The following is a 14,017-nucleotide window of genomic DNA, read 5'->3' as shown; positions in this document are numbered from 1 at the left end:
ATCAAAACTGGTTTAATATTTGATTAAGTCTTCGATCGATTAGTATTCGTCAGCTCCACATATCGCTATGCTTCCACCTCGAACCTATTAACCTCATCATCTTTGAGGGATCTTATAACCGAAGTTGGGAAATCTCATCTTGAGGGGGGCTTCATGCTTAGATGCTTTCAGCACTTATCCCGTCCATACATAGCTACCCAGCGATGCCGTTGGCACGACAACTGGTACACCAGAGGTATGTCCATCCCGGTCCTCTCGTACTAAGGACAGCTCCTCTCAAATTTCCTACGCCCACGACGGATAGGGACCGAACTGTCTCACGACGTTCTGAACCCAGCTCGCGTACCGCTTTAATGGGCGAACAGCCCAACCCTTGGGACCGACTACAGCCCCAGGATGCGATGAGCCGACATCGAGGTGCCAAACCTCCCCGTCGATGTGAACTCTTGGGGGAGATAAGCCTGTTATCCCCGGGGTAGCTTTTATCCGTTGAGCGATGGCCCTTCCATGCGGAACCACCGGATCACTAAGTCCGTCTTTCGACCCTGCTCGACTTGTAAGTCTCGCAGTCAAGCTTCCTTATGCCTTTACACTCTATGAATGATTTCCAACCATTCTGAGGAAACCTTTGAGCGCCTCCGTTACTCTTTAGGAGGCGACCGCCCCAGTCAAACTGCCCATCTGACACTGTCTCCCACCATGATAAATGGTGCGGGTTAGAAATCCAACACAGCGAGGGTAGTATCCCAACAACGCCTCCACGTAAGCTAGCGCTCACGTATCAAAGGCTCCTACCTATCCTGTACAAGCTGTGACGAATTTCAATATCAGACTACAGTAAAGCTCCACGGGGTCTTTCCGTCCTGTCGCGGGTAACCTGCATCTTCACAGGTACTATGATTTCACCGAGCCTCTCGTTGAGACAGTGCCCAAATCGTTACGCCTTTCGTGCGGGTCGGAACTTACCCGACAAGGAATTTCGCTACCTTAGGACCGTTATAGTTACGGCCGCCGTTTACTGGGGCTTCGATTCGTAGCTTCGCCGAAGCTAACCACTCCTCTTAACCTTCCAGCACCGGGCAGGCGTCAGCCCCTATACATCACCTTACGGTTTAGCAGAGACCTGTGTTTTTGATAAACAGTCGCTTGGGCCTATTCACTGCGGCTCTCCTGGGCGTTAACCCTAAAGAGCACCCCTTCTCCCGAAGTTACGGGGTCATTTTGCCGAGTTCCTTAACGAGAGTTCGCTCGCTCACCTTAGAATTCTCATCTTGACTACCTGTGTCGGTTTGCGGTACGGGCACCAAAATTCTAGCTAGAGGCTTTTCTTGGCAGTGTGAAATCAACGACTCGAGGAAAAAATTTCCTCTCCCCATCACAACTTGACCTTAAGAGTACCGGATTTGCCTAATACTCAGTCTTGTTGCTTGGACGTGCACTCCAACAGCACGCTTCGCCTATCCTACTGCGTCCCCCCATCGCTCAAAACGAATTTTGGTGGTACAGGAATATCAACCTGTTATCCATCGCCTACGCCTATCGGCCTCAGCTTAGGACCCGACTAACCCAGAGCGGACGAGCCTTCCTCTGGAAACCTTAGTCAATCGGTGGACGGGATTCTCACCCGTCTTTCGCTACTCACACCGGCATTCTCACTTCTAAGCGCTCCACATGTCCTTGCGATCATGCTTCAACGCCCTTAGAACGCTCTCCTACCATTGTCCTACGGACAATCCACAGCTTCGGTAATATGTTTAGCCCCGGTACATTTTCGGCGCAGTGTCACTCGACTAGTGAGCTATTACGCACTCTTTAAATGATGGCTGCTTCTAAGCCAACATCCTAGTTGTCTGGGCAACGCCACATCCTTTTCCACTTAACATATATTTTGGGACCTTAGCTGGTGGTCTGGGCTGTTTCCCTCTCGAACACGGACCTTATCACCCGCGTTCTGACTCCCAAGTTAAATTGATTGGCATTCGGAGTTTGTCTGAATTCGGTAACCCGATAAGGGCCCCTCGTCCAAACAGTGCTCTACCTCCAATAATCATCACTTGAGGCTAGCCCTAAAGCTATTTCGGAGAGAACCAGCTATCTCCAGGTTCGATTGGAATTTCTCCGCTACCCACAACTCATCCGCTCACTTTTCAACGTAAGTCGGTTCGGCCCTCCATTCAGTGTTACCTGAACTTCAGCCTGGTCATGGGTAGATCACCTGGTTTCGGGTCTACGACCAAATACTCAACGCCCTATTCAGACTCGCTTTCGCTACGGCTCCACATTTACTGCTTAACCTTGCATCAAATCGTAACTCGCCGGTTCATTCTACAAAAGGCACGCCATCACCCATTAACGGGCTCTGACTACTTGTAAGCACACGGTTTCAAGTTCTATTTCACTCCCCTTCCGGGGTACTTTTCACCTTTCCCTCACGGTACTGGTTCACTATCGGTCACTAGAGAGTATTTAGCCTTGGGAGATGGTCCTCCCGGATTCCGACGGAATTTCTCGTGTTCCGTCGTACTCAGGATCCACTCAAGAGTGAACAAACTTTCGACTACAGGATTATTACCTTCTTTGATTCATCTTTCCAGATGATTCGTCTAATTTGTTCTTTTGTAACTCCGTATAGAGTGTCCTACAACCCCAACAAGCAAGCTCGTTGGTTTGGGCTCTTCCCGTTTCGCTCGCCGCTACTCAGGGAATCGATTTTTCTTTCTCTTCCTGCGGGTACTAAGATGTTTCAGTTCTCCGCGTCTGCCTTCGAATATGCTATGTATTCACATATCGATAACACGACATAACTCGTGCTGGGTTTCCCCATTCGGAAATCTCTGGATCAAAGCTTACTTACAGCTCCCCAAAGCATATCGTCGTTAGTAACGTCCTTCATAGGCTTCTAGTGCCAAGGTATCCACCGTGCGCCCTTAATAACTTAATCTTTTCTGACTTTTAACACGACGAAGTCGGTTAAAAACCCAAAATGTTATTAATCTGTGAGTGTTCTTTCGAACACTAGCGATTATTTCTTTTTGAATTCAAGCTTATTTAAAACTCTAATTCACTCGGTTTTTCTTGGTAAAATCTATATATTTTACTTACTTATCTAGTTTTCAATGTACAATTTCTAATGGTGGAGACTAGCGGGTTCGAACCGCTGACCTCCTGCGTGCAAAGCAGGCGCTCTCCCAGCTGAGCTAAGCCCCCATACCATGTATAATATTCAAAATAATCTAATGGTGGGCCTAAGTGGACTCGAACCACCGACCTCACGCTTATCAGGCGTGCGCTCTAACCAGCTGAGCTATAGGCCCATTACGATTACGAATACTCTTAATGAGCATTCAAAACTGAATGCAATATGTCAATGTTATTCCTCTGTCATCTTCTAAAGAAGATGTTCCGAATATATCCTTAGAAAGGAGGTGATCCAGCCGCACCTTCCGATACGGCTACCTTGTTACGACTTCACCCCAATCATTTGTCCCACCTTCGACGGCTAGCTCCATAAATGGTTACTCCACCGGCTTCGGGTGTTACAAACTCTCGTGGTGTGACGGGCGGTGTGTACAAGACCCGGGAACGTATTCACCGTAGCATGCTGATCTACGATTACTAGCGATTCCAGCTTCATGTAGTCGAGTTGCAGACTACAATCCGAACTGAGAACAACTTTATGGGATTTGCATGACCTCGCGGTTTAGCTGCCCTTTGTATTGTCCATTGTAGCACGTGTGTAGCCCAAATCATAAGGGGCATGATGATTTGACGTCATCCCCACCTTCCTCCGGTTTGTCACCGGCAGTCAACCTAGAGTGCCCAACTTAATGATGGCAACTAAGCTTAAGGGTTGCGCTCGTTGCGGGACTTAACCCAACATCTCACGACACGAGCTGACGACAACCATGCACCACCTGTCACTTTGTCCCCCGAAGGGGAAGGCTCTATCTCTAGAGTTTTCAAAGGATGTCAAGATTTGGTAAGGTTCTTCGCGTTGCTTCGAATTAAACCACATGCTCCACCGCTTGTGCGGGTCCCCGTCAATTCCTTTGAGTTTCAACCTTGCGGTCGTACTCCCCAGGCGGAGTGCTTAATGCGTTAGCTGCAGCACTAAGGGGCGGAAACCCCCTAACACTTAGCACTCATCGTTTACGGCGTGGACTACCAGGGTATCTAATCCTGTTTGATCCCCACGCTTTCGCACATCAGCGTCAGTTACAGACCAGAAAGTCGCCTTCGCCACTGGTGTTCCTCCATATCTCTGCGCATTTCACCGCTACACATGGAATTCCACTTTCCTCTTCTGCACTCAAGTTTCCCAGTTTCCAATGACCCTCCACGGTTGAGCCGTGGGCTTTCACATCAGACTTAAGAAACCGCCTACGCGCGCTTTACGCCCAATAATTCCGGATAACGCTTGCCACCTACGTATTACCGCGGCTGCTGGCACGTAGTTAGCCGTGGCTTTCTGATTAGGTACCGTCAAGATGCGCACAGTTACTTACGCATTTGTTCTTCCCTAATAACAGAGTTTTACGATCCGAAAACCTTCATCACTCACGCGGCGTTGCTCCGTCAGGCTTTCGCCCATTGCGGAAGATTCCCTACTGCTGCCTCCCGTAGGAGTCTGGACCGTGTCTCAGTTCCAGTGTGGCCGATCACCCTCTCAGGTCGGCTATGTATCGTCGCCTTGGTAAGCCATTACCTTACCAACTAGCTAATACAGCGCGGGTCCATCTATAAGTGATAGCAAAACCATCTTTCACTATAGAACCATGCGGTTCTATATGTTATCCGGCATTAGCTCCGGTTTCCCGAAGTTATTCCAGTCTTATAGGTAGGTTACCCACGTGTTACTCACCCGTCCGCCGCTAACTTCAAAGGAGCAAGCTCCTTATCCGTTCGCTCGACTTGCATGTATTAGGCACGCCGCCAGCGTTCATCCTGAGCCAGGATCAAACTCTCCATAAATGATTATGATGTTTGATTAGCTCATAAAATACTAATTTGTGTGTTATCTCTAACACGTTTGAACCAACAATTTAATGTTGTGTTCGGAATTAACGTTGACATATTGCAATTCAGTTTTCAATGTTCATTATTAATGTGTTACAAGAATTTATTTTAACATTAAGTTTTTGTTAAGTCAACAATAAATTTCTTTTTTTATTTATTAAGTTTGTTGCGTTTTCTTAACTCAACATTTACTATTGTATAACCTTTCAACAAGTTTAACAAGTGTCAAATTTACACTTTATGTTTTTTGTTAAAGTAGTTATTTTGTTTGCCGCCTTGTTTCGACGACTTACTCATAATATCAAGATTATTGATTATCGTCAATAAAATTCAACAATGTTTTTAGGTTAATTTTACCTTTCTGTTGTCTATTTATTTATTATATGTATTAGATGTTTATTTAGTGTAAATATCTCGGCCTTTTTCGGCCATATTTTGCTATAATTTCTAGATTTACTTGCACATAATTATTCCGTTACCGATATCGTATTACTTATTTTCTTCATATTACTATTAAAAATCAGTATTTTGTTTCTTTTTATTGCTATTATTCTTGTGTTTAATTTTTACTTTCTTCTATATAGATATTCCATTCATTTAATTCTTTGGATTAAAAAGAACAACAGCTAAGCAACTTTTAAAAATAAGTATGCTCAGCTGTTGTTCTTTTCTTTAATATTCATCATGTCTAAATGATTCTTTTAATTGTTAGTTGTTATCTTTATCTTGGCACTCTTTGCAAACTCCATAAATTTCCATACGGTGATGCGATACATTAAAATCTGTTACGTGTTGTGCCAATTGTTCAACTTCATCTAACTGTGGATAATGGAAATCCACTATCTTCCCACAGTTTTCACAAATAACATGGTAGTGATTGTGTGTGTTGAAATCGAAACGGCTAGAGGAATCACCATATGGTAACTCTTTAACGATCCCAATATCTTTGAATACACGTAAATTATTATATATAGTAGCAACACTTATATTTGGAAAATCAGGTGAAAGTGCTTGATAAATCTCATCGGCAGTAGGGTGTGTCTCAGAAGCAATTAAAAATTTCAAAATCGCTTGTCGTTGCGGCGTAATTCTAATACCGGCATTTCTTAAAGATGCAATTGAATCTTCTAACTGATGTTCAACTGTTTCCATCTCTGCACTCATTTCCCTCACCATCTTTCTATTTAAGAATTATTATTACTTAATATTAATATAACGGTTGTCGGAGGGGAATGTCAATATTCATTACTTAAAACACATTAATAGCCTTGTTCCAGATTAACCTTATTCTCAATTACATCTCCGTTATTGAGAAAATGTTTTAAGTTTTCAATAAATATCTCAGTTGCTTCTCTGTTATTTTCTATACCGTTGCCAGTAATGTGGGCTGTAATAGTCACATTATCCAATAAATACAATTCGTTATCTGGTGTTAATGGCTCTTTTTCAAATACATCTAAATATGCATGTCTAATGATCTTGTTTTTTAATACATCAATTAATACACTTTCTTCTATTAATGTCCCTCTTCCTACATTAATAAATAATGATGTAGATTTCATAACTTCAAAGTGTTTTCTACTAAGTAAATGTATAGTTGATTCTGTCTCAGGTAAAGTATTAACTATAATATCCGCTTCTGGTAGAATGTCAGTAAGTTCTTTTATCGAATATGTTTTATCAAAGCCGTTTACATTACGTCCTGAAGTATTTACTCCTATAATTTCCATGCCTAATGCTTTTGCAATGTGCGCAGTGCTTGTTGCTATACTCCCGGTACCTAAAAATAAAATACTTTCATTACTTACTCTACGCCCTACCATCCTAGAATCATACAACTTATTTTGTTGATTGATATAAGATGTTCTCATAAGCTTATAGTCATCTAAAATGTAAGCTATAATAAACTCTGACATCTGTTTTGCATGTACACCTTTGCCATTTGTTAGGATAATATTGCGCTTTGCTATATAGTCTAATGGTAATTTATTTACTCCTGTGGAATACCATGCTAACCATTTCAACTTAGGACATGCTTCCAAAAAAGCTTGATCTAAAGACCCATCATACCCCACTAATACATCTACGCTCTGTTTGTCTTTATCAGTTATATCATCTATACCATTAGTAAAAACAAACGTTATATCCGGAAATGTATTTATGAGGTCCGCTTCTAATCCATCTAATTTTCTTAAACTAACAATTTTCATAAGTGCTCACCCCAGAATTCTTTTTAATTCATCCATCTGTGTCTTAACTTTCACTTTTTCAATAACATCAATAATAAATCCTGCTTCATCGATGATAAATGTAGTACGTATAATCCCCATTGAACTTTTGCCAAATGATTGCTTCATTTGGTAGACACCAACTTCATTTGATAACTCAAATCCTTCATCTACTAATAAGTCGAAATTTAAATCTAATTTTTGAATGAAGTTCTGATGTTTTCTTTTAGTATCACCACTGATGCCAAATACTTTTACATTCAAATCATTAAATATCGACAAATTATCTCTAAAGTCACAAGCCTCTGTAGTACATGTAGGTGTATTATCTCTAGGATAAAAATACAATACTGCCTTACTTCCTTTTAAAGTTTCATTAGAAATAATCTTGCCATCTTGGTTTTCTAATTTAAATTGTGGAAATTTATCTCCCTTTTTTAACATTTAACCCACCCTATTTCTTTTTATTCTTTATTTTATGATACGATAATAAACGAAAATATTAAATAAAAAGAGGTTGATAACAATGAAATTTAGTGAGAGCGAAAAGCTTCAGCAATTATCTAATGAGTATATTCTTGGTGGTGTTAACTCACCTTCCCGTTCATATAAAGCTGTAGGTGGTGGCGCACCTGTAATGATGCGTTCTGGGCAAGGCGCTTACTTATTTGATGTAGATGGTAATAAATATATCGATTACTTACAAGCATACGGACCAATAATTACAGGTCATGCACATCCACATATCACTCAAGCTATTCAAGAGCAAGCTGCGCAAGGCGTATTATATGGTACCCCTACCGAATTGGAAATTGAGTTCGCCAAAAAATTACGTGGCGCAATGCCTTCGTTAGAAAAGATTAGATTTGTAAACTCTGGTACTGAAGCAGTTATGACGACTATACGTGTTGCACGTGCTTATACTAATAGAAATAAAATCATAAAATTTGCCGGACAATATCATGGTCATTTTGACCTTGTATTGGTTTCAGCGGGTAGTGGTCCTTCTCAGTTAGGCTCTCCTGATTCTGCTGGTGTGCCTGAAAGTGTAGCAAAAGAAGTCATTACCGTTCCATATAATGATATCGATGCATATCAAGAAGCAATCGATTATTGGGGAGATGATATTGCTGGCGTATTAGTTGAGCCTATTGTAGGTAATTTTGGGATGGTTGAACCCAAACCCGGCTTCTTAGAAAAAGTGAATGAAATAACACACCAAAACGGTAGTTTAGTAATCTATGATGAAGTCATTACTGCTTTCCGTTTCCATTACGGTGGTGCGCAAGACTTATACAATGTTTACCCAGATTTAACTGCATTCGGCAAAATCGTCGGTGGTGGTCTACCTATTGGCGGTTATGGCGGTAAACAAGAAATTATGGAACAAGTTGCACCATTAGGCCCAGCATATCAAGCTGGAACAATGGCTGGTAATCCCCTTTCCATGAAAGCTGGTATCGCATTATTAGAAGTATTAGAAGAAGATGGCGTTTATAATAGATTAAATGAATTGGGTCAACGGTTAGAAAATGGTTTGAATTCACTTATTGAAAAACATAACATCACTGCAACTGTTAATAGAGTATACGGTGCACTCACTCTATATTTCACTAATGAAGTAGTAACACACTACGATCAAGCTGATAATTCAGATGGTGATGCATTTGCTAAGTTCTTTAAATTAATGTTAAACCAAGGCATTAATCTTGCACCTTCTAAATTTGAAGCATGGTTTTTAACAACGGAACATACAGAACAAGATATTGATGATACATTGAAAGCTGTAGATTATGCTTTCAGCCAAATGAAATAAACTTGAATTTTATGAACAATCGTTGTATAACAAGTATAAATACTATTATTAAATATTAAGGAGCGGTACATTTGAAATTAGGAGCTCGTATTCTCAAGACAGGTATAGCTATTATACTTGCTTTGTTTATCGCTTCTCTACTACCCAATGAAGCTGGATTAAAAGCCATAGCTGGTGTCAGTGCAGTCGTTGCTATGCAGCCAAGTGTCTATCGGTCACTTAAAATTGTTTCAGAACAGGCACTTGGTAACGTAGTTGGAGCACTATTATCAGTAGCTATGGTTACGATATTTGGAGATAACGTTGTAATCATGGGTGTAACCGTAATATTATTAATTGCAATTCTATTTCGTTTTAATTTAGCACATGTTGCTACATTAGCAAGTGTTACTGCATTAATTATTATGGGACAACACACAGGAGACTTTTACGTATCTGCTTTTTATAGATTTGTACTTGTTATGATTGGTGTTATAAGTTCATCTCTGGTCAACCTTCTATTCTTACCACCTAAATTTGAATCTAAAATTTATTATAATTCCTTAAATATTTGTTCAGATATTTTTGTGTGGTTCAAATTAGTGCTAAATGATACTTCTGAATATCATCATATTAAAGAAGATAGAGGATTGATTAGTAAGCGCATAAGCAAACTTGAACAAACTTTTGGTTATTACGAGGAAGAGAAACCCTGGACGAAGAAACAAATTTTCTCACAAAATAGAAAGAAAATACTCTTTAAAGAAGTCGTTCGTAGTACGAGACAAGCATATGAAGTTTTAAAAAGAATGAATCGTTATCAAAACGACCTTCATAATATTAATCATGAATTACTTTTACAGATTAAATTAGAAATAGATACCTTAATCGCCTATCATGAACAAATTTTTGTTAGCCTTTCAAAAAAAGCGCGATATGACGTTAGCCAATTAGATAGTCAGATTGAAAATCCACAAAAAAAAGACTTGATGGATGCTTTCCAAAAAGAGATAATTAAAAATCCTTATCAAACTATGTATTCTTATGCTAACTTAATGCAAATTGTTGCTGCAATCGAAGAATACCGTTATACACTAGAGCATTTAGATAGATTACGTATTAGTTTCTTTTCATATCATACAAATGATAATGAAATTGATATATTAGAAGAAGATTTTGATTTATAAAACTTATCCTTTGATAGTACATACCTTTTGTACTATCAAAGGATTTTTAATTATATACGCTTTATTGCTCAAATCATTCCATGTCTTAATCACCATAGAAATAGAAAAATACAGTTAATGTTAGACTAACATTAACTGTATTTTTCATTATCTTAATTTATAAATTTTGTATACTATAGAGATGTTCATAAGCGCCTTGTTTCGCTAAGAGTGCTTGATGTGTACCTGCCTCTACGATTTCACCATTTTCTATGACTACTATTTTATCTGCGTGTGTAATAGTAGATAATCTGTGTGCAACGATAAGTGTGGTACGATTTTCACTCAACACATTAAGCGCCTCTTGAATAATAGATTCACTCTCTAAATCTAGTGCACTTGTAGCTTCGTCCAATATAATAATAGGTGGATTATTCAAGAATATACGGGCAATGGACACACGTTGTTTTTGTCCACCAGATAACTTGACGCCTCTTTCTCCTACTTCAGTATCATATCCTTCTGGTAAATCCATTATAAAATCATGTGCATTTGCCATTTTAGCTGCTTCAATAATTTCTTCATCCGTCGCATCGGGTCTACCTAATAATATATTTTCTTTAATTGTATCTGAGAATAAAATATTATCTTGCTGAACTAATCCAATTTGATTTCTTAAACTACCAGTTAAATATGATTTAATGTTAACGTCATCAATTTTAATCTCCCCTTCAGTTACATCATAAAACCTCGGGATAAGATTAATTAAAGTGGATTTACCTCCACCACTCATTCCAACAAACGCTACTGTTTCACCTTGATTAACTTCTAAATTTATATTATTCAAGATTGTTGACTCATTATTATTGTATTTGAAACTCACATTATTCAATTCAATATGACCTTGTTTAATTTCTAATGGTTGTGCACCTTTTTTGTTTTTAATGTCATAATCTTCATCAATAAGTTGGAATACACGGTCCATAGATGCAAAACTTTGAGTTAATGTGGTAAAAGAAGAAACTAATCTACGTAAAGGTCCAAAAAGTTGTTCTAGATACCCGACAAAAGCAGCCAAAGTCCCTACTGTAATCGAACCATTTATCGCTAAATACGCTCCAGAACCAATAACTATCAAAGGCCCTATATCTGTAACTGTATTTATTGCAGAAAATGAATAAGCATTCCAGCGTGTATGTTTAAATGCTCTATTTAAGAAATGTTTGTTATGTCGATCAAAATTTTCTGCTTCATTATCCTCAATTGCAAAACTTTTAATAATTGACATCCCTTGCACGCGTTCATGTAAAAAACCTTGAACCTCGGCTAATGCTTGAGATCTCTTTCTTGTTAATTTTCTTAAACGCCCAAAGAAGAAATAAACAGTTAAGATATAGAATGGAAATATAATGATTGCAGCTAATGTCAGCTTAGCGTCTAAGAAAAACATAATTGATAATGCAATGATTATCGTTATACAATCAAGCCAAATATTCATTAAACCTGTTAATATAAAATCTTTCGTTTGTTCAACATCATTAATCACTCTCGATATAACCTGTCCCACTTGGTTATTCGCATAAAATCTTGCGCTCAGTGCTTGTAAATGACCATAAAGTTTTTTTCGTATGTCATATAAAATTTTATTGCTTGTCCACTGTGCTAAGTACTGTCTTAAAAATTCTATTGGTGGTCGTACAATTACAAAAATAAATGCTGCAATGCCCAATGCAATACTTAATCTCGTAAATTTTTCTTCCGTTGATATAGCACCATTATTTATGACATCGTCAATAACAAATTTTATCAATAATGGTATCAACATTGGTATACCAAATTTTAATATACCCACAAAAATAGTGGCGATGATTCTCCATTTATATGGATATACGAATTGTAAATATCTGCGAATCATAAAAACTATTCCTCCCCAACATATATTTACAAATGAAACAGCCTATGTTGACCATCCAACTAGGCTGCTGTAAACGCGCTATTTTAGTTTGTTTATCAATTCATCTGCGATTACGGATATTTATTTGCGTCAAACATAGATTTTTCATGTTTGCTCTGCTCATACCCATAACACTATAAATGATATTAAAAATAAAAACATTAAATGTGCTTAATAGTTTCTAATTTTTTTATATCTTTCACGCCAAACTTTTATGAAGTCAGGAGCAAATGGACCTTTTTTCTGTTCAATCCATTGTTGTAAAATATCTACATTTCTTCTCAAAATCACATCGATATCTGGTGAATAATTCATCTGTTTCATATGTTGTTCATATTCATCTTCGTCTAATAAATGATATTTACCGTTAGGATATACTTTGATATCTAAATCGTAATCGATATATTTTAAAGCTTCTTCATCACACACAAATGGTGAAGATAAATTGCAATAATAATAAACGCCATCCTCTCTAAACATACAAATAACATTAAACCAATATTCAGAATGGAAATAAACGATTGCTGGTTCTCTAGTAATCCACGTACGACTATCACTTTCTGTGACGAGTGTATGATCATTACCACCAATGACTACATGATCCGTACCCTTTAGTATAGTAGTCTCAGACCAAACACGATGTATATTACCATCGTGTTTATAACTTTGTATCTTTATCGTCTGACCTTCTTTAGGTATGGATTCTTTTACCATGCTCCACACCACCTTTTCTTAATTTCACATTATGAATTATAACATAAGTCAGGTTGCAACACAGAGTCTAACAATGATCCGAAATAAATTTGTATATTTTAGTCATACTTACTGGAAAATTAAAAGCCTCTTTATCTTCTAAAGCCATCCACACCATATTTGGGGGCAATTCAACTGTCTCTTGATTTAATTTTTCTTGTGCCATGAATACTTCTATATCCCATGTAATATGTGTGAATTGATGCTTTAATTTAAAAATCGGTGTATTCTCAAATGTTATTGCCTGTGATAAATCGGCAACTATGTCTTCTTTTCCATCCGCTTCATACATTGGAAATTGCCACATATTATTAAGTAATTTTTGTGTACGCTTTTCAATTAAAATTTCATTGCTTTGATTGCTCACGATGTATACCTTTTGTTTAATATGCTTTTTCTTAACTTTCGTTGTTTTTACAGGTAAGTTATGGACTGTACCACTTTCGAATGCTTCACAATGTGCTTGTACTGGACAGAATAAACACAGTGGGGTTTTGGGAGTACATACCAAGGCACCCAATTCCATCATTGCTTGATTAAAGGTACCCGCATCTTCTTCAACATACGGTTGTAGTTCCTGTTCAAAAGCTTTACGTGTAGATTGTAATTTTGTATCACGTGTATCATTATTCAACCGAGCCCATACTCTAAATACATTGCCATCCACAGTTGCTAATGGGTGATTAAACGCAATACTCATAACTGCAGCTTGTGTATAAGGACCGACGCCTTTTAATTTACCAAATATCTGGGGTTCGTTTGGTACTTGATCATTATAATTGTCATGTACTTCCTTTACTGCAGTGTGAAAATTTCTTGCTCTACTATAATATCCTAACCCTTCCCAGTATTTTAGTACTTCGTCTTCATGAGCTTGACTTAAGTCTGCAATTGTTGGAAAACGGCCAATAAATCGATGATAATAGTCTATGACTGTTTTAACTTGTGTTTGTTGTAACATAACTTCACTTAGCCATATGTAATATGGATTTGATGTTTCTCTCCACGGCATTTCCCGTTGATTATGATTAAACCATGTGACGAGATTATTTTTGAACTTTGATTCTTTTAACATTTTACACATCTCTTTCTTTTAGCAAATCTT

At 38.2% G+C, this 14,017-nt stretch carries 8 protein-coding genes, 2 tRNA genes and 2 rRNA genes; 2 read left to right on the top strand and 10 right to left on the bottom strand.

Annotated elements, in window-relative coordinates:
- Positions 1-19: 19 nt before the first annotated feature.
- The 7 genes from QMO72_RS04905 to QMO72_RS04875 form a co-directional block, all read right to left on the bottom strand.
- A 23S ribosomal RNA gene (locus QMO72_RS04905) occupies positions 20-2,941 on the bottom strand.
- 190 nt (positions 2,942-3,131) lie between these two features.
- Positions 3,132-3,207: transfer RNA gene (locus QMO72_RS04900), tRNA-Ala, on the bottom strand.
- A 30-nt stretch (positions 3,208-3,237) separates the two neighbouring features.
- A tRNA-Ile gene (locus tag QMO72_RS04895) sits at positions 3,238-3,314 on the bottom strand.
- 104 nt (positions 3,315-3,418) lie between these two features.
- Positions 3,419-4,971, bottom strand: a 16S ribosomal RNA gene (locus QMO72_RS04890).
- The 16S and 23S rRNA genes sit together here with 2 tRNA genes alongside, the layout of an rRNA operon.
- Positions 4,972-5,724: 753 nt before the next feature.
- Positions 5,725-6,180 carry a peroxide-responsive transcriptional repressor PerR gene (perR, locus tag QMO72_RS04885; RefSeq protein WP_046837860.1) on the bottom strand — a complete coding sequence of 152 codons (456 nt, stop codon included), beginning with the start codon at positions 6,178-6,180 and terminating at the stop codon, positions 5,725-5,727.
- Positions 6,181-6,275: 95 nt separating this feature from the next.
- Positions 6,276-7,226, bottom strand: coding sequence for a phosphoglycerate dehydrogenase (locus tag QMO72_RS04880; RefSeq protein ID WP_103268010.1), 951 nt, complete (start codon positions 7,224-7,226; stop codon positions 6,276-6,278).
- Positions 7,227-7,232: 6 nt separating this feature from the next.
- Positions 7,233-7,688, bottom strand: coding sequence for a peroxiredoxin (locus QMO72_RS04875; RefSeq protein ID WP_103268009.1), 456 nt, complete (start codon positions 7,686-7,688; stop codon positions 7,233-7,235).
- Positions 7,689-7,770: 82 nt separating this feature from the next.
- Between QMO72_RS04875 and QMO72_RS04870 the strand changes: the two genes are divergently transcribed.
- Positions 7,771-9,060, top strand: coding sequence for a glutamate-1-semialdehyde 2,1-aminomutase (locus QMO72_RS04870; protein WP_103268008.1), 1,290 nt, complete (start codon positions 7,771-7,773; stop codon positions 9,058-9,060).
- Between the two features lie 71 nt (positions 9,061-9,131).
- Complete coding sequence (locus QMO72_RS04865; RefSeq protein WP_069824809.1) at positions 9,132-10,226, top strand: FUSC family protein; 1,095 nt, start codon at positions 9,132-9,134, stop codon at positions 10,224-10,226.
- Between the two features lie 157 nt (positions 10,227-10,383).
- On the opposite strand, the gene QMO72_RS04860 is transcribed toward QMO72_RS04865, so the two are convergent.
- The 3 genes from QMO72_RS04860 to mutY form a co-directional block, all read right to left on the bottom strand.
- Positions 10,384-12,120 (bottom strand): ABC transporter ATP-binding protein, encoded by a 1,737-nt coding sequence (locus tag QMO72_RS04860; RefSeq protein ID WP_103268007.1) that lies wholly within the window; start codon positions 12,118-12,120, stop codon positions 10,384-10,386.
- 210 nt (positions 12,121-12,330) lie between these two features.
- Positions 12,331-12,873 carry a nucleoside tri-diphosphate phosphatase gene (gene ntdP, locus QMO72_RS04855; RefSeq protein ID WP_046837866.1) on the bottom strand — a complete coding sequence of 181 codons (543 nt, stop codon included), beginning with the start codon at positions 12,871-12,873 and terminating at the stop codon, positions 12,331-12,333.
- Positions 12,874-12,940: 67 nt separating this feature from the next.
- Positions 12,941-13,987 (bottom strand): A/G-specific adenine glycosylase, encoded by a 1,047-nt coding sequence (mutY, locus tag QMO72_RS04850; protein WP_103268006.1) that lies wholly within the window; start codon positions 13,985-13,987, stop codon positions 12,941-12,943.
- Positions 13,988-14,017 lie beyond the last annotated feature (30 nt).

This window comes from Staphylococcus casei (genome assembly GCF_030294405.1).
In the GTDB taxonomy this organism is placed as follows: Bacteria; Bacillota; Bacilli; order Staphylococcales; family Staphylococcaceae; genus Staphylococcus; species Staphylococcus succinus.
The sequence above is the reverse complement of the archived record's forward strand: the minus strand, read 5'-3'. Positions and strand labels throughout refer to the sequence as shown.

Coding starts and splice junctions, on each gene's coding strand:
- perR (WP_046837860.1), bottom strand. CDS start 6,180: ATGAGTGCAGAGATGGAAACAGTTGAACATCAGTTAGAAGATTCAATT.
- QMO72_RS04880 (WP_103268010.1), bottom strand. CDS start 7,226: ATGAAAATTGTTAGTTTAAGAAAATTAGATGGATTAGAAGCGGACCTC.
- QMO72_RS04875 (WP_103268009.1), bottom strand. CDS start 7,688: ATGTTAAAAAAGGGAGATAAATTTCCACAATTTAAATTAGAAAACCAA.
- QMO72_RS04870 (WP_103268008.1), top strand. CDS start 7,771: ATGAAATTTAGTGAGAGCGAAAAGCTTCAGCAATTATCTAATGAGTAT.
- QMO72_RS04860 (WP_103268007.1), bottom strand. CDS start 12,120: ATGATTCGCAGATATTTACAATTCGTATATCCATATAAATGGAGAATC.
- ntdP (WP_046837866.1), bottom strand. CDS start 12,873: ATGGTAAAAGAATCCATACCTAAAGAAGGTCAGACGATAAAGATACAA.
- mutY (WP_103268006.1), bottom strand. CDS start 13,987: ATGTTAAAAGAATCAAAGTTCAAAAATAATCTCGTCACATGGTTTAAT.